The sequence below is a fragment of the Anaerocolumna jejuensis DSM 15929 genome, from assembly GCF_900142215.1.
GTDB lineage: Bacteria > Bacillota > Clostridia > Lachnospirales > Lachnospiraceae > Anaerocolumna > Anaerocolumna jejuensis.
Genome location: NZ_FRAC01000007.1, coordinates 90,082 through 115,907, shown reverse-complemented (window position 1 = coordinate 115,907; position 25,826 = coordinate 90,082). Strand labels below are relative to the sequence as shown.

The window sequence follows — 25,826 nt, the reverse complement described above, 5'->3', positions numbered from 1 at the left end:
GATGTGAAGGTAATCTATAAAGGCAGCCAATGAAGCTGTTCTGCAATCACACCCTTTTATCATACCCCATCTTAGACAGACAGTAACTTAGCTTTCTCAGCCTTTGTATTCTCTCCAGACACCCCATTCACCAGTTGTTCCAGGCTCTTCACGGTTTGTCCACCATTCTGCCTTCCATAGCTTACCGTTATGTGTAACGATTTCTCCCCCCACATACTGCTTGTTAATATCCCATTCCGGGTATGCAGGTGTGGTTGTATCCACAATGGTAACCTTTAATACCGGGTCATTGCCCTGGCTGAAATCAAATGTCAGGTTCAGGGTCCCAATACCTTGTGCTGCCAGGTAACTCTTTTTTATGATGGCTGTGTTATTTACGACCTCATAATCCGCACCGTTTACCAGGGCTGCAGAGCCATTTTTAATACCAAGGAAAGTATTTCCGTTAAGATTCATTGTTACAGTAATATCCTTTTGCTTTGCAGCTTTTTTATCAAAGCCTGCTTCCTTCGGATTTATTTCAGCACTTAATGCGCCGGAATCTACAACTGTTATGGTAATAGACGGATCTGCTCCAGAGCTTATGTCAAAGGTCAAAACCGTATTTCCGCAGGGCAGGGAGGCAAGGTAATTTTTATTGATTATTACCGTATTGCCAGACAGGGTATAGTCCCTTCCGCTACCAAGTTCCTGTGCACCATTCTTGATTCCTGTTAAGGAATTGCCTGCCAGCAGCTTCATTGTAACCGTAATATTCTCCTGCTTGTCCGCCTTTTTATCAAAGACAGCGCTGGCAGGGGTTATCTGATTCTCCTGTAGATTTTTAGCTGTCATCCGGATGGAATGGGCTTTAAAGTACGCAAGGATGGAGTCCCCATGTATAACAGTAAAATCGCTTAATCTCCTGTAATTATATTCCCACAGCAGGCCTCCTGCGGCTCCCTCTTCTTCCAGAACTCCAAATACTGCCGGCCAATATTGGTCCTTATTGTTATGGGTATTGAATTCCCCGATCACAAAGGGCTTTTTCACTACATTATGTGCATCGTTGATCCACATCTTCATCAGATTTTTAGTTCCTTCCGGCGATAGATTTGCCCAATGTTCGTCCGGATATGGGTGAGCAGAACAGAAATCAATATAAGGTGACTGCTGTATGTATACAAAAGGATTTCCTTCATCACCGCCAAAACCATATTTTGTTTCATGTCCTTCGATTCCCACACAAACCATATGGTTTCTATCCAGACTTTTAATATATGAGGCCATTTCATCTACCCAGGCTCTTAATGTAATACCCGTCTTATTCTCATTAACTGCTGCATCCTGGTATCTGGGCTCATTCATCAAATCCCACGCAAATATGGTAGGGTCATCCTTATAGGCAACTCCTGTATAGTGGTTAACCCTGTTAATAAAATGCTCCGCATAGGCCTTATATTGGTTCTTGCAATTTGCATTGGAAAAATATTGTGCCCTTGCCGTATGATTTCCGCTGCTCAATCCCTGCCATTGAAGCTTTTTATCAATGCCGCCGTAGGCTTCCCAATAGTTTTCCAGGGTAATGATGACCTTAATGCCGTTTCTTCTTGCCGAATCCATGATGTAATCAAACAGCATGAACTGAGCTTCGCTGTAAACCCCTTTGGATGTTTCAAAGCCATGCCAGCTTTCATTGGAGAAGCCCCATGTCCTTAAAACTGTAACCCCATCCTGAGCCATTTGGCTCATAATTGAATCAATTTTGCTCTTATCCATGTATTTTGTTTCAATATCCTGTGTTGTCTGGGTACTTGAACCATCACCATAAGTAAACAAATCATACGAATTTGCTCCCGCGAAATAGAAAGCATGTCCATCTACGACGAATTCTGTTCCGGAAGCCCGTACAAATGCATCTGCAGATGCCGCCTGTGTGTCCTGGCTTGCTCTTACATTAATTGAAAACATAATGCAAAGAAGCAATACCGCAGTTGTAAAATGCAAAATATTTTTTCGCATACCTTTTCCTCCAATTATTAAAGTTATTTGCAGACCCCTCTTATCCAGCATAAAAAACTAGCCATACTCATTTTTAGCAATAGGCCGCTTATAGCGAGAAAGCTTCATGCTGCACCTCCTATCCTGTTTATTTTTAAATATATCTTTCGATATATTTATATATTAATGCCATAAAGGCGTTAATAGTTAATGCTGCTATTGCCTGTAGTAATACATATTATTTTTTATTATGCCGGGAGATTTTTTGGATTGTTAAAAGTCAGGCTCAATAGGTATGGAGGTTCAAATCAACCTACAGCCTTGATGAAATTACGGAAATGCAAACTATGGAGGACGTTTATGATTTATATGTAATCAGTTATCCGCTTGTCAGTGCAAGCATTTTATGTGCATATATGTTATCAGTTATATGCTGTCAGAACGCATATGTAATATTAATTATATGTGCAATGTGTGCGTTTTATTCATAGAGATTTTCTATTTAATATTAAATATTTTAGTATTTTTCTAATTTTCCCCTCCTATTTTTGGCTCATTATAAATTTTTGCATTATATTTATGTAATATTTTTACTATATTGCATTATATCGGCATATTTTTGCTCTAACATTATACAATAGCTGTAAATATCTTTAAATATATAATTATGTTTCGTTATTTCATTTTTTATTTTATTTATTATTTAAAATATTCTTTTATTTGTTATTTTATTTGACATTCAATTGCTATTATATGTTATTTAATTCAACATTCAAATGCTATTATGTTATTTAGTCCAACATTCAATTGCTATTATATGCTATTTAGCCCAACATTCTATTGCTATTATATGTTATTTAGTTCAACATTCAATAGCAATTATATGTTATCTAGTCCAACATATAATTGCTATTATTTATTGTTTTACTTTCTTTTTCACTTTTCATTTCGTGCTGGGCAGACACAAAAAATCCCCCCATATAGGACTTTTATATTTCACTGTCCTATATAGGGGTAGCATATCAAAATCAAAGGATTTTTTAGAATTTAACTATCATTCATTTATACGGAATAATAAATAAATATTATTAAATTTTTACTCATTTATTATTTTCCAAGATGTTGCGGAGCATTCTTTACCGCTTCATCAATGAGCATAGAAGCACAATCCCGGTTTAAGGGAAATACCCTTCCATGATAGATATAATAAATCAGCATAGACCAATAAACTTCATAACCACCCATGTCGTATTCTTCTTCCGTAGGGAAATAGCCGGTACACCCGTTGGTATAACCGCCCAGATAAAAGAAATCGTTATGAATACCTTCCTTTGCACGTAGGGCAAACTCACACATGATCTCATTGGCCACACCACACAGGCAGCCATCATCTAATGCAAAGTATTGAATTTCTACAGTTTCTGACTGGCACTTCACGCCATTATCACATAATCGTTTAACCTCCGATAGCCAGGATGTGCCGTCAATACCTGCCTCACGTTTTGCTTCTTCCGCAATCTCCAGGGCCCTGGGGTAGGAAGGAACATCAGCCTGCAGTTTCTGATACACCGAATACATCTCAAGGTGCTTTACCATATGGGGTTCCATATGGTTTATCACAGAATCCACCTGCTTGTATATCTCCCCGGCCATGTCCTCCAGCGCTGTTTCAGAGTTGCAGAATCGCACCGAGTCATTTGCATCTGCCGGAATAAAGCCGGATTTGAAATATTTCGGTGCAACATTGCCTGATGCACCTTGTGTAAGCATGACCTCACAATCATATTTATGTTTTAGCAAATCCCTTACTGAGCCAAAATAATCAGCTGAGATAAAGTAGTTGTCTGCTTTCAGCACATTTGCATGGGCTGTAAGGCGCAACAGCAGCAGAATTAATTTCCCTGTGCCTGCTTCGGTTACTTTTAATATGCCAATTCTGTTATCCAGGTCATGGCTTCCGTCCCGGCGGTTCACTCCGATATCACCGTAAGCATTATCCCATGCAGCCATAACCGGAATCATGCTTTTTTCAGCCTGAATTGCACCGATATTTACCTGCCTGCATAGAAATCCAAAATACCTTGCTTCTATACTTTCATTCGGTGCCCCATGGGTATGTGAAAAGCATAGCATAACTCTGTCTTTTGGAATGGACAGGATTTCACCGATGCCGCTCCGCAAATAATTGGCATTTTCCCTGGAAAATCCAATATGGTCTATCGCTATAAGACAGCATCTGGCCCCATTGAATTCCCACACTGAGATTTGTGCGGACAATGGGTGCAAAATTCCGCGGGATAACTCATCCTCACGTCCGAAACCTATGGTCTTTACCGGATAAGCAGGGGTAATATCTACTTCAGAAAAGCCTAACAAGGCTGTATTTTGTTTATTGTATTCGTTCATTTTACTTTGCTCCTTTTTTATTTATATTAGAAAGTGCAAAGTTAATCTGATAGATGTTTACTCCATGCAAGCTCTATCTTACCTAACTTTGCATGGAGCTATTACAATTGTTAATATCACCTTCACCACTCTTTTCTCTAAGATAATGCTAATACTTTAACGGGTTTCTGTTTTTTATTCCAATACTAGCTGTGTTTATTATATCATTCTTTTAAAGTGATGGCAATTATACTCCTCATAGGAATTTAACACATATTACCAATTTCTATCCGCAGATAACTCTAATTTCCTTTTAGGCATTAAGGCTATTCCTTCATGAAAGGCCGGGTGATTGCTATCTCTTTCCGACGTTATAACTTTCATATCATTTGAAATCGGCCAATCAATACCTATTGATTTATCATTCCAGGAAATACCGTCTTCATCTTCCGGATGATAGTAGTCAGTAAGCTTATAGGCGAATTCAGCCCTGTCAGATAGAACAAGGAAACCATGTGCAAAGCCTTCCGGTATATAAAACATATTCTTCTTTTCTGCTGATAAAATAACACCAAACCACTTGCCATATGTATTTGACCCTTCACGAATGTCAACCACCGCATCAAAAACTTCACCCCTTAGAACACGTACGAGCTTTCCCTGCTGATATGTCCTTTGAAAGTGCAGTCCCCTGAGAACACCCTTCGTTGACATTGATTGGTTTTCCTGGAGAAATACCAAATCAAGACCGGCTTCTGCAAAGTCTTTATAATTGTATGTCTCCATAGAATAGCCTCTTTCATCAGGAAATAATTTCGGTTCAACTACATAAAGTCCTTCTATATCCAAGCATTTTTCAAACTTAAATCTTCCCATACCCAGCCTCATAATTATCTTCTTTTATTATATAGCAGCCTCTGATTTCATTTTCATTATATCTTATATCGATCCCCATATTTTTGCTTTGCTATTTCAGAATATTTTCTAACAAATTCTTCTTTTTCATTTGTATAGGCATCTCTGTTATGCTCGTGTTTTTCTTTTAACTGCTTCTTTAAATCAGCATACTCCCTGGCAATTTTAGGACATTCTATCAAATAATCCCTAAAATATAATTCACTCCAGGCATCAGCATAACGCACATGGAGATGATATACCTTTTCATCAAAGCCATATTTCGTATAGCCCTTGTTGTAGGTTTGTTTGAAAACAGGCTCTTCAGTAAAATTCATCAATATCCATTGCATTGATTTTAGCCTATCTGTTATCTGACTTATATTAGTGTCAGAAGATATTTCCATCAGAATATCTATCGTTGGCTTTGAAAGAATTCCCGGAATTGCCGTGCTGCCAATATGGCTGATTCTTACAATGGTTCCATCGTTAAAATTCTCCGCCAGTTTTTCCTTTTCTATTTCATACCATTTCGGATATTCCGTATTGTATTCTTTTAGTATAATTGGAAACAGCTCCCACAACTCTTCCAGGGTCATTTCCGACAATTCTTTCGCCATATGTAATTCCTCCATAATAAGATTTCAATTACCCATTGCATATCGCAGGCAGGCTATCAGACCAGTCTGCGATACTAGCTCCCATTGCATACCGTAAGCAAGTCTGCGGTACTGTCATAAGTAATGGAGTGTGATAGCACTTTTCATTCACATCTGCTCCCTTCTCACTGAGGATTATAAAGTACGACGCGACGTCATAGTCAATAGTGAAATAAGAAAAATAGCCTTATAAATTCAACTTCTACGCTTTCTCTATATATTACCATATATTCTGTTAATAAAAAACTGGCATAAAGCACCTTCTTAACCACCAGTTAAATTTCCTCTCCATTTATTGATTATACATCTATTGTAACTGCAAAGAAAAATATCTATAATTTTACCATAGGCCTAAATAAAACTGGAGGAAAAAAATGATGAAGCTTGGTAAGGTTATCTATACCCATAGAAAGGAAAAGAATATGACACAGGAGCAGCTGGCGGAAAAGCTGGGTGTCTCCGTTCCGGCAGTCAGCAAGTGGGAAACCAATGTCTCACTGCCGGACATTACTCTATTAGCACCAATTGCAAGACTGTTTGAAATTTCAATTGATGAGCTTTTATCATTTAATAGTGAGCTTACGGAGGAGGAAATTAACCAGATTATGAAGGAGCTTAGGAAGATTGCCGAAGAAAGCGGCCTTTCAGAAGGGATGGCGTATGCGGAGCAAATGTTTCGGCAGTATCCCAACTCGGAAAAACTCCGCCTGGAAGCTGCCATTAAATTATCAGCAGTATCACAGGTAACGGCATTAAATTCAGACAGCCCGGAAACAGTCCAAATATGCAGGGAAAAGATAGTGAAAATATGGGAAGACTTAATGAATTCCGATGATTTCTATATCAGTAATGCTGCCAAAACAAGTGCTGCCTCTCATTATATGAGCTGCGGAAGGCTGGATGAGGCTGAAATCATTTTCGAGCAGATGAAGCTTCCCGAAGAATGGAATTCCCAACGAATTCTGCCGACAGTATACATGATGAAGCAGGAATATGAGAAGGCCTTTGAAGCATCCGAGCAGAACCTTCAGGCTGACTGGGATAATATGATAATTGATTTGCGTACCATTTATAATATTGTATTAAAAGAGCAGGATTATGACAGGGCACTTGTAATTGCAAATACGGTATGTTCAATATCAAGTAGTCTGGGAAACTGGCTGAACAATGGGCTTGATATGCCATTAGAGATTTATCTTCAAAAGAATGATATTCCAAATTCCCTCCCCGCATTTGAAAATTATATTGATAAGCTGATTGACAGCAACACCTCTCCTGGTGCAAGATCCGGTTTTCCGGCATTTTTTAAGGAAATCAATGAGCGAAGGAATGCGGAGGCTGTTACAAAAAAGGTTGATACATCCGGAGTGAATATTTTACAAATTATGTACCAGTCAATATCAAGTGATAAGAAATATGATATCATCAGGAATACTGATATTTATAAGCAGAGCATGAAAAAACTGGAACGGGAGTCTGTAAGGCTGCTTGAGAAATAAATACTGCGGAAATTTCTAAACATTTCAATGCTATTCCTATTAGCATATTTGACAGGAACATAGTGAAGGAGCATGCTATATAAACGGCTGCTCTTACACTGTTCCCATTACTGAATTCCATCACCTGGTTTCCAGCTGGGCTTATGATAAGATATATAATAATCAACAAAAATAGTATGCCTATACAAATTAAAGCAGTCGATAACTTACGGGTTCTATCAAAGTATTTCATTTTCCCTCCTCCATTCTGCACCTAGTTCTTAAACCTCATAGGCCTGTTTTAATATTCAATGTCCCCAGATGATTCTTTTATAAAATCAACTTTTTCAGGAAAATTATAATCCCCTTTCTCTAAAAGAGTAATTATCTGAATACAAGCATCCCGGTAAAGCTTTCCTTTTATTTCTATTAGCTTATCCCTGGTGCCATTTCCCCAGCTATTCTTTTCAGGCAGGGAAGGGTCCGTGCTGTAGTCTTTTAATACTGCCGATTCAAAAAAGTCCTTATTATTTTCATAAAACTTTTCAACGTTTTTATCAAACTTCTCTATATCTTCTTTATCCTTCGGGTATTCTGCTTTATTTTTTAAAATATTTAGTACTTTATGATATTCTTCTTCCCATATTTCATAATACCTTTCCTGAAAATTACGGAATTCAATCTGGCAATAACTCTGATCTGTAACCAAAGATAAATAGGCTTGATCTATGGGGTTCTCCATAAGGTCTGAATAGTAATATGGTGTGGAATCCAATTTAGCTGAATTATTGGTTACAGCAGTTTTTTCAGCACCAGATACGATAACTGGAGTTCCTTTAACTGAGATTCCTTCAGACGGAGATATTGGGGCCCCCTCTGTCACAAGCTTATTGACTTGAGCTTCAGCGGACTGATTGGTATAATGATTAACTCCAAGGATAATAAACAATGATAAAAATATGATATTTAAAAATACGGATGCAATTAATAATTTCCTTTGCATATTACAATTTCACCTTACCTTCTGCTCTAATAACTGTACATTACCTTCTGCTCTAATAATTGAGCAGAACTGTTTTTGGGTTTAATACTATAGGTTATTCCATAATTCCAGCGTATCTTATCATGATTTAAATTTTTTTAACAGGCAGCCATAATTTGAAGCCCTGCAGTGCAGAATCTCCCAAATTGGGGTTCGTCCACCATTCATTACAGAGTATCTGCTCTTCCCTGTGCCGCCTTTCTGCAAAATCAAACTCATATCCGGTCATATTGCTTAAGCATTCCGACATAACCGCAAAGGCTGTTTGCATAGAGGAGCCAATGTCTATATCTCCCTTATCATCAAATTCGTTCAGTGCAACATCACCGACTAAATATAATCCCTGTGGTGCATCACACACCTTAGCTCCATAAAAATAATCGTCTTTACCCTCGTCTCCCAAGAGAAACATCTGCATGATATATTCATGGGAATCAATTGGCTCATTGGGCTGATGCTGTTCTCCCTCCGGATGATGACCTTTGGGAGCATAGCCCATATAACGGCGGGCAGTATAATCGCTTAAATTTTCAACAGCCCATTCCCGCAATAAATTACCGGCAGCTTCCTCCGGCCCCTGACAATCCACAAAAAAAGAAACGACCCGTTCATTGCTGCAGTCCTCTATGCGTAATATAGGCTTTGCTCCCACATTAAAGCTCCCACCGTTCCTTTTTAATTGAAAGGAAATAGGCTGAAAATCCGTGGATATTCCCAATTTACGTACTGTAGTCGGGGGCATGCCATGAAAATTTTGAAATGCCCTGGTAAAAGCCTCCGGTGAATCATAGCCATATTTTATGGCAAGGTCAACAATCTTTATATTACTATTTTTTAAATCATCGGCTGCAAGTGACATTTTTCGGTTTCTGATGTATTCCCCCACAGTCATATCCGTAGTAAAATTAAACATTCGCTGAAAACGGGTCAACGAACAACAGGCAACCCTGGCTACTTCCTCCATGTCAATTTTTCCTTCTATATTTTTTTCGATATATTCAATTGCCTCATTAAATTTATTTATCCATTCCATTAAAAATCACCTCCGTGAAAAGAATAGCACAAACCGAATTTTATTTCCTTGCAGAAAAAGTCAAGTAAAGCAAGGATGGGAGTACAAATTTTCAAAATGCTATTGAGTAAGATTTTCGAAATGCTATTTCTAGTAATTACATCATAGAACCTGGCTGTTAAGGTATCTTGTTACACCTATAATATATTAATTTGAATATTTTTTCCATCTAATTTTAGCAAATAAAATTAAGCAATATTAGTATTGAGCATAATTCAGTGCAATAAAAAATCCCTTGAAGCAAGGGATTTTTTAAAAGGCAGGACGGGATACAGATTTATTTTTTCCGAAATACTGCTAAAAAGGTACTTTCCAATAAATCTGACTTCTTATTAATCTTGAGGTATTCAATTCTAAACTAAGCTCTACAGCCTTTACCACTGTTTCTACTTATCAGAAATCGGATAACAAATTCGAATCCCATGCTCCGGGAAAGAAAAATCATCCAGCATCCATTCTTCAATCCATTGATGCTTGCTTCCTTTTATTTTGTTAAGGGCAATCCGCTTTCCCAGGTCCTGCCAGGCACTTGCAAGATTACTGAGGTCTGTTTCCGCTGTCATATAGGTACCACCCTCAAACACCTTAGCTTTCACAAGCAAATCTTCAAATGTCCTGTCAGCTTCCATTGTAATCATAATCTCATGCCAGTATTTTGTGACCTTGCCGAATCCATGATTATACATAAAGATACGGCTTGTTTCAGGATTCAGCTTCTGCTCCTGTGCAAATGAAAGCATCACCTTCCACACATTCCTGGCCACCTTTTCGGAATCTTCTCCATATTCGCGGTAATATGCTACTTTGATAGGAGCAAGCTTCATTACATGGTCAGAATTCTTTTTTATAGCTATGGGCATGTAAATGTCGACCTTTATCCTATCCTCTTTATCCATATTCCTGTTTTCAAACCCGTCATTAGAGAAATGCTCCTCTAAGCACTGATGTCCTGCTATTTCATATTTGCTTAAGCCTACCCATCTGTCAAAGCGTTTCCATGCGGAAACAATTTCACCAATCGTTGTGGACATGACCGCATAAAGGCCGCCTTTAAAATGCTTTTTTATGACCTTTTCATCCTGAATTTCAAAGCTCTCCGGTATTGTCATCCATACTTCATAGCCATATGAGCCATCCTCCTGAACCGAGTCCGGCACATCAAACCCAAAAACACGGTAACCCGGATGCTCCCTGAGAAGGCCCTGTTCTTTTGCCCATTTCTTTAAAAATTCAAAGGCATCATTTTCCGGTGTTCTGCTATGAGCTGTGTAAGATGCAGCCCAGAAACTGTCCAGCTCTTTTAACACCTTAATATCCGGGTATTTTTCCAATAACTTTTTATCTTCTTCCTTAAATAAATTTTCCATAATATCAATCCTTTCAAATAAATACTGATTATTTTGATCCGCATATTTACTTGGCAGAAATCCGGTGACCTTTTTGAAAGCCCTTGAAAAAGCATCTGCGCTGCCGTAGTCATACTTTACAGCAAAATCAATGATTCGGAATGGATTTTTAGTATCCATACTTTCTTCCATATTGAGCTTATGCAGTTCTTTTGCAGCCTCATTGATTCTTCTCAGCCGGATATATTCTTTGATCTGAAAGCCCGTAATGGCAAAGAACATCCGATAGAAATGTGCAATTGACATGGATGCCTCAATTGCACATTTCTCAATGCTAATCTGCTCCTCCAAATGGGCTTCAATATAATCTATGGATTTCTGTATTAGTTCGTAATAGTTCATGGAAAGCTCTCCCTTGTGTCTTAAGACAATTTAACTATACCAGTAACGATGAAGACATACCCGACTTTTTTTATCATACTCTGCTTTCTGTTTATTCAAAAATTTTAAAATAAGCCGGGCACCAGCGAATTAATCGCTTGTGTCCAGCCTCCTGATTAGCGTTTGATATTCCTTGATTCCTTCCTCTGTTAATACCGGGTAAATCATCGACCATATAACCTCTCTCATGTCCCTGTTCAGATCAATCTGATTTCCAAATGCTGCAATAGCTAAAATAGCAACTGATAAATCTTCATACAGCCTTTCTCTTTTTTCCGGCTTCACCCATCCGTTTTGTTCCAGATAACAGAAGGTTTTCGTTATTATGGCTATAAATTCTAATTTATAATCCTTTTGAAGCTGGGCAATTTCCGGATACTTATTTTTCAATTCAATTATATTCTTATAATAAAAGCTATAACGCTTTTGATGCTCCTCCACCTGTACAAGTATGGAATCAAATTCCGTTAGTGTAATCTCCGGCTTATAATTCATTTTATTGTGCTCTTCCATCAGTAGACTGATAATACCATTCAGGATATCCGTTTTTTTCCTGAAATGATAAGTCAAATTTCCCGGGCTTATATTCAATTCTTCCGCAATATCTCTCATTGATACACTTTCAAATCCACGTTCATTAAAAAGCTCAATTGCTTTTTGTAAGATTCTAAATTTTATACCTTCGCTCAATTCCTTCACCTCAAACCGATTATAGCATAACAAATTGCTATAGTATAACGTTATTTAACTGTTCTTTTTGCGCTGATTGTCAGCTTGCATTAAAAAAGTTGTCTTGACAAAACCAGACTCCGTGTTAAAATTAGTACAGCTGTACTAATTTTAATCCTCACCTATTTTTATTAATTGACCAAAAGGAGTGTCATCATGCCAAATGAGAAAGAAAAAATAACTGTATCCGAAACCTTTCACAAGTCAGGCCTTCGTTTCTGGATACCATATATCCTCTTACTATTATTCTCTTTAACCCTTTTGTTTTTCAATGTATTTACCTTACTTCGCACTGTTATTGTCCTTCTCCTTACTTTCGTGATTTTTTTTGATAAAGGATTCATTCTAAAGAAGAAATGGTATATTCGTATTCCCTTATGGCTCCTATTATTTATAACGGTATCTGCTGCATTCCTCATCACAGAGCCAGCATTAAAAAACAGACCTGCCGTTTCCACCAGGCATCCGCTCAATACAAATACAATAGAAACACAATATGGCCTTTTAGCCGGTGTTTATAATTCTGATAAATCCGTTAAAGTCTTTGCCGGAATTCCCTATGCAGCTCCCCCTGTTGGAGATTTACGCTGGAAAGCACCCCAGGAACCGCAGAAATGGAAGGGCATCCATAAGGCAGATCATTTTTCCGATAGTGCCCCTCAGAACCACTTCCCTGCTGCCATAACAAAGCTTCTTGCCCTGCAGCTGGGGACAGATGAATTAACAGGGGTTGTTTCAGATAATGAAAAGTCAAGCGAGGACTGCCTCTACTTAAATATCTGGACAACTTCTACCGAAACCTCTGCCAAACTTCCGGTCATTGTTTACATTCATGGCGGCTCTTACAAAACAGGCTCTGGCTCCCTTGCTATTTATAATGGAGAAAACATGGCAAAAAGAGGTGTTGTATTTGTTACGATAAATTATCGCATGGGGATTTTTGGCTTCCTGGCTTCCCCTGAACTAACTGCGGAATCCGGATACAAGGCCTCGGGAAACTATGGAATTCTGGACCAGATTGCAGCCCTTAAATGGGTAAAGAATAACATCAGAGCCTTTGGAGGTGACCCGGAAAATGTAACGATTGCCGGAGAATCTGCCGGTTCCATGAGCGTAAATATACTTCAGGCATCGCCCCTTGCAAAGGGATTGTTTCAGCGTGTAATCGGAGAAAGCGGCGCCAACTTCGGAAGCCGCGGAATAAAAGGGAAGGCAATGGATACCCTTGGCAAGGCCGAACAGACCGGGGCTGATTATGAAGCTTCCTTCCAGCATGCTTCTATCTCCGATTTACGAAAACTGCCGGCAGCAGACTTATTAAAAGCATCCAAAAACTACACCATGCGGCCAATTGTAGACGGTTATGTATTGCCAGATACTGTCTATCATATCTATGCCACAGGTAAGGAAAATGATGTGCCCGCTTTAATAGGCTACAATGCTGACGAAAGCACCCTATTCACCGCCTTACCCTTTCCCTTTTCCTTATTGCCTGATTATTCCATAGCAAGTGCAGCCAGCTTCAGAGCAGAAGTGGGACAGACCTATGGCAGTGCAGCAAAGGATTTTCTTACGGTTTTCCCCGCTTCCAACAACACACAGGCTAAAATATCGGAGCTGAAAAGCGGAACAATACAATGGTTCGGATGGCATGTCCATACTTGGGCAAGGCTGCAAAGCCAGACAGCACATTCCAACGTATATACATACTATTTTGACCGCGTGCAGCCCGGCAGTTCAAGTCTGCAAAAGCTAGGAGCCTTCCACGGTTCGGAAATTCCATATGCCTATGACAACCTTGAAAAAACCGGAATAGCCTACCAGGCTGCGGATTATAAGCTATCTGAAATCATGTCAGGCTATTGGATTAATTTTGCCGCCACCGGCAACCCCAACGGCAAAGGACTGCCCCAATGGGATGCCTTTGACCCGGAAAAAGACCGGACCCTGGAGCTGAATGACAATATCCAAATGACAGCTTCACCTGCTAAAGATAAGCTTCACTTTTTTGATCAATATGAAAGCAGCATAGGATCAAGATAGCCTGATGGCGGGCTCCGGTTTCTATCGTGTCACAGTTTTGATACTTTCCTGCATCGGAAGAAATACCGAAAATACAGAACCCCTGCCCGCTTTTGATGCTACCTTGATATATCCTCCCTGGGTCGAGACGATTTCTCTTGCAAGATACAGCCCGATGCCCACACCTTCCTGTTCACTGACGGCCTGTGAACGGTAAAACCGTCCAAAAATTTTACTATACTCACTCTCCGCAATGCCAATTCCATTATCGGCGATATCAATTCTTAAAAAGAAACTGTATGGAATTACCGTAATACTTACTTTTCCACACTGGTGGGTATATTTAATTGCATTATCCACAATATTAAATAATGCTTCTGCCATCCATTTCAAATCGAAAACTGCAGTTTCCTCTGTAGGTTCTGTATGAATTACAATGTCTTTCTCTTCAGCCTTAATCTGTACCTGCTTCATTACGTTATCAATCAATTTCTGAACCTTATTATTCTTAGGTTCTACTTTTATAATTCCACTCTCTAACCTGGAGAGCTTTACAAGGGAATTTATCAGAAAGCTTAATTTTTCTGTCTGTTCTTCAATTGCTGAGACCTCTTCCCCATAGATTTTCTCCCTGTCCTTTTCTTCCAGGAGCTGGGTATATAATAATATATTTGATATGGGTGTAACTGTCTGGTGGGATATATCCGATAACAGAGTCTGTATTTGATATTTTTGCAATGATACATTTTTAAATGACATGTCACTATCTTTAAGAAAGCGGTTCATGCTGTTCTCCAATGCAGATAAGGTTGATTCATCAATTGTTGAAACATCAAAGGTCCCGTCAGCGGCACGGTCTATCATTGCCTGAAGCTTCCCGATTAATTCTCTTTCTCTTTTTCTTGCAAAATATAATACCCCAATAACCACACTCAGCATCAGGGCAAATGTCAGCGCGGCCCACATATTATTTCACCGCCCATGTATAACCAATACCATATACATTCTTTATGTAACTCGGATTGGATGGATTTTCACCTAATTTATCACGAAGCCTTTTAACCGATACCGTTAAAGCATGTTCATCAACATACTCCGTATCACCGTTCCAAACCTTATCAATTAATGCACTGCGGCTGACGGTAGCCCCTTTATTATTAAGTAAAATTCTAAGCAGCCTCTGCTCTGTCTTGCTCAGTTCGACTGCCTCTCCCCTTACCAAAAACTGCATTTTATGAAAGTCAAATTGAAATTCGTCGATTATCATCTGCTCTTCTGCCTCAGCACCTGATTTTCGGAGCTGTACACTGACTCTTGCCCGCAGAACCATCAGACTGAAGGGCTTCGTTATATAATCATCTGCACCAAGCTCTAAGCCTGTAACAATATCGGTCTCAAGATTATTTGCCGTAAGAATTATAACCGGCATGGAGGAAGCTTGGCGCAGCTTCGTTAAAAAATCCAGACCGTTTCCATCCGGGAGATTTAAATCCAAAACAATAAGGTCCAAGGTCACTGCTTTCATTACTGCTCTGGCCTGCTCCAATGTACGGCTCTGCATAATTTCATATTTTTCATTTAATAATGCCAATCGAATCCCATCATTTAATTTTTTATCATCTTCAATTATTAAAATCCTTGCCATTTCTGATATCCTTTTTTTATTCAATTTATGAAGAATATGAGCTTACTCCTAACAGGAACTACGGTTTTCTGGAAAGCTGCAAATCCATAGTATCATAAAGAAATTTCTGTATATCATTTCTGATACCATAATATCATATTGAATAAAATAATTAAACTAAATTTACCAGTACTCTGTGTATACCAATCAGAGACGTGTACTGGCTACACTTACCTGGATTATATAAAGGTATGCTCTGCAAAACAAGCAATTTCAACGAAACCATTTCTTTCATATAATTTTTTGGCTCCAACATTTGATTTTGCAACCCGAAGCCTTATTTTGTTAATAGATTTATTTACGCTCATATTTCTAATACAGTGTGCTAATATATAACTGCCATAGCCTTTATTTTGGTATATTGGTTTAACAACAATGTCAGTTATGTAATTCTGTTGAAAAATGTATGCACCCACCAATTCATCATTTATCCAAAATGAATATACTTGATTAAGTTTATCCAAAGTATTGAGTTCCTGATGAAATTGTTCTTCCTTTAGAGAATGACTTTTTGTTTCCCACCCGTTATCTATATTCAATTTATAATATGCACTGTCAAATAAATCAACCAAGTCCTTTAACATATAGCTATCAAAGCCTTTGTTAGTTAAATTACAATTCTCAAATTGTTGTAATTCTTTCCCCCTATATTCAAGATGGTATCCCTCCATATCTGATTTGAAACCTAATTCTCTTACTAAATTAATTATTTTAAAATTATCTCCAAATACATTAAAGCATAGTTCTTTTGAATTCATTTTTGAAATGTATTCATTGGTCTTGAATTTAATTAATTCTAAAACATCTTCTATACTTTCTTCATTAAGAAAAGAAGTATAAAAAATACAGCAGGTTTCGTTATCTACCTTTAAGAATACACCTTTATTATTTGAATATAATACCTCAACATTTTCAAATGCATTAATTACATAATCCTTTGCATGAGGGGATATATTTTCTATTAGCTTTAATATTTCTTCTTGTGACATTAAATCAATCCTTCCATTCCAGTTATAATATAAACTCGAATTTAACTTTTCTAACACTTACTAGCCTTTACCACAAAAGACAGCGGCATTTTCTGTGCCCGGCTCGCAATTCAAAGGAAACCATATTATCCGTAAGATAGTTGCAACCCTCCAGTAACAGCTTATTCTAAAGAGCTTTTACCATGAACATTTCATTTTCCCAAAACTCCATTGCTTTCCTGCCATATCCTTTCTTGTGATAAGCGAAATCAATGTAAATTAGTGTTAAGAAAGGTGTATTATCCCAAAACATATTATAGCGTAATATCCCTATAGGTTTTTCATCATCCAGAATAATATATCCTCTTTTATCAGTCACCTTTTTTATAAATTCTGCTTCCGGTAAATGTTTGTCAAGTGTATACCAATATTCCTTATCGCTTTCAGCTAAGTACCTCATCTGAAACATATCTGATCCCCCTATTCTTTTATCTGCTTCATTCCTTGCAGCCGCTAAAACCATTCTACCACAAAATCCGCATCATAATTTATTATAATCATTTTTAATAATATACAACACAATAGGGCTTCCACAAAATCAAGTTTATTCGCGGTATTTTAACTTAATTTTGTAAATGCCCTATTCAAATATTATTTAATATTTTTATGTACTTGATAAATCAAACTTTCAGATAAATAATGCTTTTTTGATAGTTCAATAACTGTTTTTCAGTTTTGAATATACTGATATATAAAACTGTTTCTATTAGCTAATTCCTGTTTTCTCCTTAGATAAAGTGGATTACTGATGTAACTAATTTTTCACTATTAAGCACAAAACTAAAGGGAGTTTAGCTTTAAAATTTCTTGTTACACTAGCACATCATTTATTATGATTCAATGAATGTCCTTAAGCGCTCGGCAAGCTCCGCCGAATTCTGGGCTGTAGCTGAGAGTTCTTCCATTGCGGCAGACTGGTCTTCCGTAATTTCCAGGGTTTTTCGGGAATTGAGTTCGGTGCTGTTGATTTTTTCATTAATCTTTGAATTTAGTGTATTTATGTGCATTGTAGTAACTTTGGTGTTTTCAGACAATTTTTGAATCTTGCTTGCAACAACCGAAAATACACGTCCGTCGTTTCCCAGCCTTGCGGCTTCTATTGAGGCATTCAGGCCGATAAGCTTTGTCGTATCAGCTACCTTGCTTATCGAATTCAGAACTTGTTCGATTTCTTTCGTTACAGTTCGAATCTCGGATATCTCACTATACAAATCCTGTTGGTTACTGGTTATTGTCTGAGCGGATTCTGCGAGTATCTCCACGGTTTTGGAAATTTCAACAAAGTTATTTGCCAGATTTGTTGACAATAGTTCGGTTTCTATTCTGCTATATCCCTCCTGGGCAAGAGCATTGACAACAATAAACAAAACCTCCGCTGCCGCTTCTATGCTTTTGGAATCCACAATGTCGATTCTTTTCGCTGCATTGTATAGCTCATCTTCTGAGAGTTCAATTTCCCTGGCTACCTGCCGGATTGCTGATTCATCAGGTGTTCTGTCTAAGACCTGTCCTCCCAGTACCGTACCAAGAAGTTCTCCCTGGATAATAATAGGAGCAGAAAAATCAATCAGTCCTGCATGGCACTTTCCGATATAAGGTTTCCCCAGTTTAACAGATTCAGCGCCAAAATAACTGTGGCAGTCGGCGCATCGGCTGTCGCCTATTGCATTGGAATGAATATAATCACTGCAAAAAGGCCGATAATGGCTGGGTTTCGTTATTTCCTGACCTGTTCTGTTGACGGATACTGCTGCACAATTCATACCTACTGCAAAATTATCCAGGAATTTTTGCAAGGTGGGAATATCAATAATGTCTTCGATTTCCAGCTTCTTTAAGTCAATCTTTTCGTTTGTTATAGAAACCATATGATTTTCTCCTCCGCCCATAAATTTATAATGCTCACATAACACAAAACTTGGCGCACAATTGTAAATTATGCACAAATATTTTACAGAATGTGGATTACTATATATTAATATTATACAATATTTTGGTAACAATTACAAGCCCTCAGGCGTAAATTGTCGGACAATTCTTTTATTAATCTAAAATAATTGGAATAATCTACATGTTTGAATTTGGGTGATTTCACTCACCGGGTTTAGAATTCAGATATGGATTTTGCAGAAAATCTTGACTAATACACTTCTATTCTCAGATATAAAAATATGCTCCTCCTTATGTAAACAGTTTTATTATTTAACTGTCCTACCATAAGGGGAGCATATCATAAGTGTATACATTTTAATAACTCAAACTTCGCACTTGGATAAGTGCCTGTGCACCTTCATTCCTTGCTGCCACCTGTCACTATTTTCTTCTTTCTTTTCTTATCAGACTATTCTGCCACTTTTGTATTATCTTTATTTGTAATGGTATTGGAAGGTTTTTCATAAGCAGCCTTTCAGCTTTATAAAGAATTGTCGGTACAATAACTACCTTTCCCGCCTGCATTCCTCTAAACCCTGCTTTTGCAATTGTTTCAGGGGATTTTGCCATTTTACTGTCGGATTTTCCTGCATTTGCTGCCCAGTTGGTCTTAACCGGTCCGGGGCATAAGACAGATACCGATACCCCCGTATCTTTCATCTCTCCAAACATGGCTTCTGTTAAGAATAATTCAAATGCCTTTGTCGGTCCATATACGTTAAAATAAGGATCCGGTATAAAAGCTCCTAAAGAAGCAACATTTAAAATCCGCCCTTCTCCTCTTTGAGCCATATCTGCTCCTATGAGGCGGCTCAATAGTGTAACGCTCATCACATTTAGATTGATCAATTCTTTTAACGTATCCGGATCCGCTTCAATGACCTTGGCTTGTTTCCCTGCCCCGGCATTATTGACTAACTGATCAATTGTTATTCCCATCTCCTGAACCTTGTCGTACACAAGCTGTGCTCCGTCAGCCACAGACAAATCGGCAGAGATAACTTCAACTCTTACATCGCAGTTATCTTCCAATTCCTCCTTCAATTCTTCCAGCTTATCGAGTGAGCGGGCAACAATTACTAAATTATAACCATGCTCTGCAAAAATCCTGGCAAATTCTTTTCCAATTCCTCCTGATGCACCTGTAATTAGCACAGTCTTTCCATTTCCATCATATTCTATTTTCTTTTTCTGCCTGATTGCATGCATTCCCACACCGGCTGCTGCTAACACAGCACCTGCAATCACTATTTTTTTTGAATTCCCTGCGATACTCATAATTTCCTCCTGTTAATTTTATTAAACACGGATAACCACTATTTATTTGTCAATGGTTGGTCATATTCTTTCCCTAAAGTTCGATGACATGAGGAACTACTTCCTGGTCATGATTAGCCAGTATTTCCACACAGTCTTCCTGTTCTGACATTTTTTTCACCCATTCCAAGGATTTTACCTCTGCCTTTTTGTCAGCAACTATTCCGGGAAGTATCTGTTTTTCCCATGAAGCACGCATATACCCAACATCTCCAATCAGAAGCACGAATTTTCCGCTATTTCTTACCTGCACTGTAAAAATCCCATGAGAATGTCCGGGTGTGCTGATTAAGAGTATGCTTTCATCACCAAACAGATCATAAGAACGATTTACCGGACCGTAATGTGAAGGCTCATAAATAAATCTTTCTATTTCTGTCTCCTTCCAGTAATTTTTATAACGAATCGGAAACTTTTTGGTATCTTTCCATTCTTCTTCACTGCACATAATATGCTTTGCTTCTTTTACCATAGAAAGCCCACTGGTATGATCCAAATCCATATGGCTAAGCAGCACATACTCTAAATCTGACGGATGATATCCCAGCCTTTTCATTTGCTCTGTGACGGCTTCCCCTTCCGGCAATCTCGCCCGGTCAGAAATAGAAGCATATCCAAGATGTTTCTTCTCTTCTGTGCGCACCAGCGTATTCCACCCTGTATCAACTAACACCAGTCCTTGGGGATGCTCTATGAGATAAGCAGACACCGGCAGCCATAACCGTTTTGATTTATCACGAAACAATCCCGTAAAGGCGAATGGATTTTTTTCTCCTCTGGGAACAGAAGGATCTACATAAACCTGCCCTGTATGAAATACGTTAATTCTAACCTTATTATGTTCCAATGAGCGTTCTCCCTCCTTTTTCTAAAACTGTTAAATCAAATTGTTAAATTAAAATCCACCCTCCTGTTAAGCGGCTGATTATGAGAGACGGCACTGTGGGTAAACGGCACTTTATCTGACTTTATATAATTTAAACAAAACGCTTCTACTGGCATAGCCGAATGATTTGGTCAGCCAGCTGCTCCACTTTTATGGGCTTGAGTTCTTTCTTAAAAAGACCCATCATTTTCACCATGAAAACCATAGCCCCCACACCAGGGCGGTCGCCATAAACTAAACTTGGTCTAACAATACCAATCTCTTTTCCGCTTTCTTTAGCTGTTTTTTCTCCTTTTCGTTTGGAATCGACAAACAATTTGTTAGTTCCAGGCATTCCCATCATACCGGATATATAGCAGCCCTTTGAAACAGCGAGGCGTTCCATGAGCTCAACCATGACCTTAACCGGCTCTACGTTCAGCTTTTCAAATCCTTCCATATCCTTTGCGGTAGCGGTGCCGACCAAATCTACGACAGCATCGGCATTTTCCGGCAGCCTGGAAATGTAGGAATCCACATTAAAAATATCTGCTGAAACCCATTGTATTTTCTTATTGGCCTTCAGGCTTTCAGGCAGCTTTGCCGGTCTTCCATTGCGGGAGATACTAATAAACTCCACTTTAGAATCTGCCTGCATCCATTTTTCCATCAAGTGAGTCCCAATATAACCGCTTCCTCCAATTAAAATAACTTTATTCATATTAAACCATGTCCTTTCCGGTGATGTAAATTTGGGGGTCTTCTCTATAGTTTCTTTCTCAATGCCTCACAATTCCATAAATAAGGCAGTTGAACCCTCCATGGATTTTTTCCGACAATTCCTTCCCTTTAAGCCCCGATTTTACAAAAAACAGTATAATCGCCTGCAGGTATTCAAACACTGATTCCGGCTGAATATCCTTCTTTAGATATCCTTCTTCTATGCCGCGCCTGATAAATTCCGTAATCTCCATCGTCAACTCATCCCGATGGCTGCGCACTGCTTTTTCCAGGTTTGGGTATTCCATTAAAACTTCATACAAAAAATCGGCATATAACCTATTCATATGCTCCGGAAATTCAGCGGCAATGGTTTCCATGGTCTGCATATAATCCTCTCCATGGTCAATAATCTCTATCATACGTGAAAGCCCTCTATGGCAATATTCCAAAACGACACGTTCAATCAGCTTTTCCTTGGAGCCAATGATACGGTACAAAGTATTCTTAGCAAGTCCTGCTTCTGCCGCCAGTTCGTCCATATTCCAGCCCCGGATGCCGCGGCGTGAAAGCAGTTCTGCTGTTTTTTCTAAAACTCGTATTTCACTTTGCTTATCGTTGAACTTCATAAATCAGCACCTCTTTTATATACATTCAAAACTATCTTTCCAAAATGTTTATTTTCAATCATTCGTTTAAATGCCTCAGCAGCCTCTTCCATAGGATAGGTCTTATCAATGGGCATCTTGAAATTCCCTTCCTTTAACGCCTGGCCGAAAGCATTCTTTGTTCTTAAGATTACTTCCGCTGTCTCTGCCAGAGTACGGGTACGGAAGGATGCACCGATATAGGTTATACGCCGCATATTATGAAGATCGAAATTGAACTCTCCTGTCTCTCCGGCCGAACGGCCTACATTGACGATACGGCCGCCAATCCGTGTTACCTGCAGATTTTTATTCATAATAGGGCCGGATAAAAAGTCAATTAATAAATCGACTCCTGCCCCATCCGTTTCCTTTAGTACTTCCTCCTCCCAGGCTGAATTGCTGGTATCCACTGCGGCATCACATCCATACTCCATTAACTTTGCACACCGCTCTGCCGATCTTGATGTACCAATGACTTTCCCTGCACCCAGGTATTTGGCTGCCTGCATACCAATGAGCCCCATAGCGGAAGAGGCTCCCTGGAAAAGGATTGTCTGCCCTATAGTCAGCCCCCCTAACGTACTGATGGCATCATGCATCGTCTGCAAGGCAACCGGCAGGCAGGCTGCTTCTTCATATGACATACCATCCGGAATGAGATTCATTGCGATAGGATTACCAATGGTATATTCGGCAAATGCCTGTGGTCCGACGGACATTACCCTGTCACCCACATGATATTCTTTGACATCTGCTCCCACTTCAACAACATCTCCTGCCCATTCCAATCCCAGTATTTTTCCTTCTCCACCACCCCAGCCGCCATGATCTGCACCTTGAAGCATCATCAAATCCGCACGATTGAGCGAATTTGCTTTTACCTGAATTAATACCTCTTTCGCTTTTGGAGCAGGAGTTGGTACTTCTATAAGAACAGCCCCTGTATTTGCTGCGATGATTGCTTTCATAATAAAAGCCTCCTTTTTCTATCCACTATCATTTTTGCCATTGTTAATAGCCCAGACAGCACTATGAAAACTAAATAGTTACTTTTAATACTTTACGATATAAAAATTGTTTCTACTTATACTATAATAGTTTTATTAGTATAAGTTTGTCAATACAAAAAATATTCTTGTACCATTGCATATTACAAGATGCTAAATAAATAAAGGGCATGAAATGCTTTATATATCGCACTCCGTAGCAATATAAAAGGTTCTAAAATTATTCGTCTCGTCTTTCTTTCCCATTAAATAATTTAAAATATGAAGAGATTTGGAGGGTGATGGAGCAGTTGCATAAAGAAAGTAAGATACGTGCGGTCAGCGTAACTAATTAGGTGCTAACTACAGATATCTTGATTTAGCTTATCCAAAGAAGATATAGAGCAAACCAATAATATGGCATTATTCTGCAAGATTTAGATACACATATTCGATTTATATTTAGGATATTCTTCACAGGTGAATTTAATTGCTTCTAAAAGTTTTTCATAAAATTCTTTATCATTATGTGCTTCATATACATTTTCTGGTACATCCCAGGCACAATCACGGATTACATAAATCTTAAATAAATCTTGATACCAACCTGCATCTATAAAAAATCCATGGGGATAATCCACCGCTAACATGTCCTCTTCTAAAGACAAATAATAGCTATCATATCTGATTATTCCTCCTTTAAAGTCAATATCTTTAAAATCAAAGTTTATCATTTTCTCCATTTCCCATCCCCTCTTTCAATTGAATAATCAATAAAGAATTATTTTCTATACCAATCCACGCATTTTTGATACTCCTTTTCATTAAAGCACCAGGTAACATTTTCAATCCAAATAATATTATCCTTATTTTGCATATATGGCATGGTATAATTTCTTCTGCGCCGCAGCAATTCCTCATGCCAATTTTCAGATATCCACCTGCTCCATTCTTCACTATCTACTTCTGCCATTGCAATACTGCTGCCGTATTTATTCCAATCTTCCAGGGTATAGGAATCAGTTAATAATATTCCTGATTTCTTTTCTGCAGTGAAATCTTCCTTTTCATGATTAAGTAACCCTATTCTATCCCAATACACACAGTTATTTTCTTTACGTATATCCGCCAGTATTACGATACAGCTCAAATCCATATCATCCTCGCATACAAGAATAGGTACATTAAGTGCAGTACTGGAATCAAGTAATTCAGAAATAAAAGTCCTCTCTGCCTCCCACTCAAGTTCTCTTCCCCATGCAGGATACATGCCCAGCATAGTATTAAAACTTTCTAACTGCTTGCACTTTCCAGCTCTTATCCACTCTTCCAGATACATAACAATCGATTTTCCATCGATAGCTATATAGCTTTCATCATAATTATATGGTGTGGAGCATTTCTTAATTTCTACTCTGTTCATAAGCAATCACCTCGACAAATTAGGCTTTCAGCTGCATTGCTGGCATTACGACTCCATTTTAGCGGCAAAGGAGTTGATAATACCCACATGCTTTATATTTCCTCTTTCATTCTAAAACCCGTGCATATCACAAGCTTACTTGTAATACTGCTTCAATAGAAAGATTAAAATTACAACGCATTTTTTAATCTAAAACCTAAGAATAATTCAAATTCATGCAAAAAAGCTTTTAAATTTTCATTCATTGCTATATCCTGTTCTTCTATAATGATATCAATGTAATTCGTTTCTTTTGAATCATAATCTCCCGGCAAAGAGGTTCCGCTCCTGCTAACCAATACTGTTTTAACAAATCAACCGGCAAAATTGGCTATTGTTTAGAGTAAATTGTCATTTCAACACCCGTATCCTTAATCAAAACATCTGAAGGCATTTTCTTAATTACCTGTGTTATGTATATATCTCCTGCCGCTCCTGATAGGTTACTGACTTGTATGAAATATACAATCCAAAATGTATAAAATGGCAGGATAAGGTTTAATATTAGCAGTACTATTCCCCAAAATATTACCGGAGCTAATGCAATAATTATATATTGCTTCTTATTAAAATAGGAATCACTACCTGTAAAGGCATACAACCCTTTATAGCCAAATTTAGGTTTTTTGTTAGTGTATTTGAATATTACAATACCATGTACAGCTTCATGAAGTATCACGTAAACTACCAGCAGGGCAAGTATACTTAATAATGATAGGAAAAGCTCATCTAATTCTGCAATAATAGGTTTAATAAGTATGCCGAGTATTAATAAAGGAATCATTATGATTAAAACAATAATATTTATTATCAATGCTGCTTTTTTGTCTTTCTGTAAATTAACTTTTTTTATCTCGCGGTAACCTTCAGGTAATTGATCCATAAATCCTCCTACGTAAATAAGTAAATTAATAACAATATAAATAATATCATATACCATATAACCCTAGCAAGCATACTATACTTACAGATTGATTCATTCTAATGTTTATATATTCTCCCCTCTGTCTGCTCTATCTATAATGTGGTAAGCTCCCATAAATGCATCAGAGCTATGCAGAGCCAGGCTGTTGGTAAGCTGAAGGATGTCATTTTCAAGGAAAGGCACGAAAAAAGGAAAGGGTTTAACCCTCC

General features: G+C 38.2%; 24 protein-coding genes. 2 read left to right on the top strand and 22 right to left on the bottom strand.

The window, feature by feature from the left end:
* Positions 1-96: 96 nt before the first annotated feature.
* From BUB77_RS03975 to BUB77_RS03960, 4 genes are all read right to left on the bottom strand, one after another.
* Positions 97-2,001, bottom strand: coding sequence for a X2-like carbohydrate binding domain-containing protein (locus tag BUB77_RS03975; protein ID WP_170866573.1), 1,905 nt, complete (start codon positions 1,999-2,001; stop codon positions 97-99).
* Between the two features lie 1,086 nt (positions 2,002-3,087).
* Positions 3,088-4,386 carry an alkaline ceramidase gene (locus tag BUB77_RS03970; RefSeq protein ID WP_073273188.1) on the bottom strand — a complete coding sequence of 433 codons (1,299 nt, stop codon included), beginning with the start codon at positions 4,384-4,386 and terminating at the stop codon, positions 3,088-3,090.
* A 255-nt stretch (positions 4,387-4,641) separates the two neighbouring features.
* Positions 4,642-5,241: a dTDP-4-dehydrorhamnose 3,5-epimerase gene (rfbC, locus tag BUB77_RS03965; RefSeq protein WP_073273890.1), complete on the bottom strand. Its 600-nt coding sequence runs from the start codon at positions 5,239-5,241 to the stop codon at positions 4,642-4,644.
* A gap of 56 nt (positions 5,242-5,297) precedes the next feature.
* Entirely contained in the window at positions 5,298-5,879 is a 582-nt protein-coding gene (locus tag BUB77_RS03960) for a GrpB family protein (RefSeq protein WP_073273186.1), read from the bottom strand.
* 413 nt (positions 5,880-6,292) lie between these two features.
* Here BUB77_RS03960 and BUB77_RS03955 point away from each other — a divergent pair, with 413 nt between their 5' ends.
* Positions 6,293-7,417, top strand: coding sequence for a helix-turn-helix domain-containing protein (locus BUB77_RS03955; protein ID WP_073273184.1), 1,125 nt, complete (start codon positions 6,293-6,295; stop codon positions 7,415-7,417).
* 280 nt (positions 7,418-7,697) lie between these two features.
* Here the strand turns inward: BUB77_RS03955 and BUB77_RS03950 are convergent, their stop codons facing one another.
* The 4 genes from BUB77_RS03950 to BUB77_RS03935 form a co-directional block, all read right to left on the bottom strand.
* Positions 7,698-8,399, bottom strand: a complete 702-nt coding sequence (locus BUB77_RS03950; RefSeq protein ID WP_073273182.1) for a hypothetical protein — start codon at positions 8,397-8,399, stop codon at positions 7,698-7,700.
* A gap of 127 nt (positions 8,400-8,526) precedes the next feature.
* Complete coding sequence (locus BUB77_RS03945) at positions 8,527-9,471, bottom strand: helix-turn-helix transcriptional regulator (protein WP_073273180.1); 945 nt, start codon at positions 9,469-9,471, stop codon at positions 8,527-8,529.
* Positions 9,472-9,896: 425 nt separating this feature from the next.
* Complete coding sequence (locus tag BUB77_RS03940) at positions 9,897-11,258, bottom strand: AraC family transcriptional regulator (protein ID WP_073273179.1); 1,362 nt, start codon at positions 11,256-11,258, stop codon at positions 9,897-9,899.
* Positions 11,259-11,387: 129 nt separating this feature from the next.
* Positions 11,388-11,987, bottom strand: a complete 600-nt coding sequence (locus tag BUB77_RS03935; protein WP_073273178.1) for a TetR/AcrR family transcriptional regulator — start codon at positions 11,985-11,987, stop codon at positions 11,388-11,390.
* 195 nt (positions 11,988-12,182) lie between these two features.
* Here BUB77_RS03935 and BUB77_RS03930 point away from each other — a divergent pair, with 195 nt between their 5' ends.
* Positions 12,183-14,069 (top strand): carboxylesterase/lipase family protein, encoded by a 1,887-nt coding sequence (locus BUB77_RS03930; protein ID WP_073273176.1) that lies wholly within the window; start codon positions 12,183-12,185, stop codon positions 14,067-14,069.
* Between the two features lie 21 nt (positions 14,070-14,090).
* Here the strand turns inward: BUB77_RS03930 and BUB77_RS03925 are convergent, their stop codons facing one another.
* The 14 genes from BUB77_RS03925 to BUB77_RS03865 form a co-directional block, all read right to left on the bottom strand.
* Positions 14,091-15,014 (bottom strand): sensor histidine kinase, encoded by a 924-nt coding sequence (locus tag BUB77_RS03925; RefSeq protein WP_073273174.1) that lies wholly within the window; start codon positions 15,012-15,014, stop codon positions 14,091-14,093.
* Position 15,015: 1 nt separating this feature from the next.
* A complete protein-coding gene (locus BUB77_RS03920; RefSeq protein ID WP_139241103.1) occupies positions 15,016-15,693 on the bottom strand; it encodes a response regulator transcription factor in 678 nt (225 codons plus the stop codon).
* 218 nt (positions 15,694-15,911) lie between these two features.
* The gene (locus tag BUB77_RS03915) at positions 15,912-16,721 is read right to left on the bottom strand and encodes a GNAT family N-acetyltransferase (RefSeq protein ID WP_073273172.1); all 810 of its coding nucleotides are present in this window, start codon (positions 16,719-16,721) and stop codon (positions 15,912-15,914) included.
* 166 nt (positions 16,722-16,887) lie between these two features.
* Positions 16,888-17,223 carry a GNAT family N-acetyltransferase gene (locus BUB77_RS03910; RefSeq protein ID WP_084123905.1) on the bottom strand — a complete coding sequence of 112 codons (336 nt, stop codon included), beginning with the start codon at positions 17,221-17,223 and terminating at the stop codon, positions 16,888-16,890.
* 367 nt (positions 17,224-17,590) lie between these two features.
* The gene (locus tag BUB77_RS03905) at positions 17,591-18,628 is read right to left on the bottom strand and encodes a PocR ligand-binding domain-containing protein (RefSeq protein WP_073273169.1); all 1,038 of its coding nucleotides are present in this window, start codon (positions 18,626-18,628) and stop codon (positions 17,591-17,593) included.
* Positions 18,629-19,073: 445 nt separating this feature from the next.
* Positions 19,074-19,970 (bottom strand): SDR family NAD(P)-dependent oxidoreductase, encoded by an 897-nt coding sequence (locus BUB77_RS03900; RefSeq protein ID WP_084123903.1) that lies wholly within the window; start codon positions 19,968-19,970, stop codon positions 19,074-19,076.
* Positions 19,971-20,043: 73 nt separating this feature from the next.
* Positions 20,044-20,856, bottom strand: coding sequence for an N-acyl homoserine lactonase family protein (locus tag BUB77_RS03895; protein WP_073273167.1), 813 nt, complete (start codon positions 20,854-20,856; stop codon positions 20,044-20,046).
* Between the two features lie 145 nt (positions 20,857-21,001).
* Entirely contained in the window at positions 21,002-21,595 is a 594-nt protein-coding gene (locus tag BUB77_RS03890; RefSeq protein ID WP_073273165.1) for an NAD-dependent epimerase/dehydratase family protein, read from the bottom strand.
* 58 nt (positions 21,596-21,653) lie between these two features.
* Entirely contained in the window at positions 21,654-22,223 is a 570-nt protein-coding gene (locus tag BUB77_RS03885) for a TetR/AcrR family transcriptional regulator (protein WP_073273163.1), read from the bottom strand.
* On the bottom strand, positions 22,220-23,212 hold the full coding sequence (locus BUB77_RS03880) for a quinone oxidoreductase family protein (protein WP_073273161.1): 993 nt from the start codon (positions 23,210-23,212) through the stop codon (positions 22,220-22,222). Before BUB77_RS03880 ends, BUB77_RS03885 begins: the two co-directional genes overlap by 4 nt.
* Before the next feature lie 455 nt (positions 23,213-23,667).
* Complete coding sequence (locus BUB77_RS03875) at positions 23,668-23,973, bottom strand: hypothetical protein (protein ID WP_073273158.1); 306 nt, start codon at positions 23,971-23,973, stop codon at positions 23,668-23,670.
* A 38-nt stretch (positions 23,974-24,011) separates the two neighbouring features.
* Complete coding sequence (locus tag BUB77_RS03870) at positions 24,012-24,653, bottom strand: hypothetical protein (protein WP_073273156.1); 642 nt, start codon at positions 24,651-24,653, stop codon at positions 24,012-24,014.
* A gap of 170 nt (positions 24,654-24,823) precedes the next feature.
* Positions 24,824-24,967, bottom strand: coding sequence for a hypothetical protein (locus BUB77_RS29755; protein ID WP_170866572.1), 144 nt, complete (start codon positions 24,965-24,967; stop codon positions 24,824-24,826).
* Positions 24,968-25,023: 56 nt separating this feature from the next.
* Positions 25,024-25,575 (bottom strand): DUF3267 domain-containing protein, encoded by a 552-nt coding sequence (locus BUB77_RS03865; protein WP_073273155.1) that lies wholly within the window; start codon positions 25,573-25,575, stop codon positions 25,024-25,026.
* Positions 25,576-25,826: the final 251 nt, after the last annotated feature.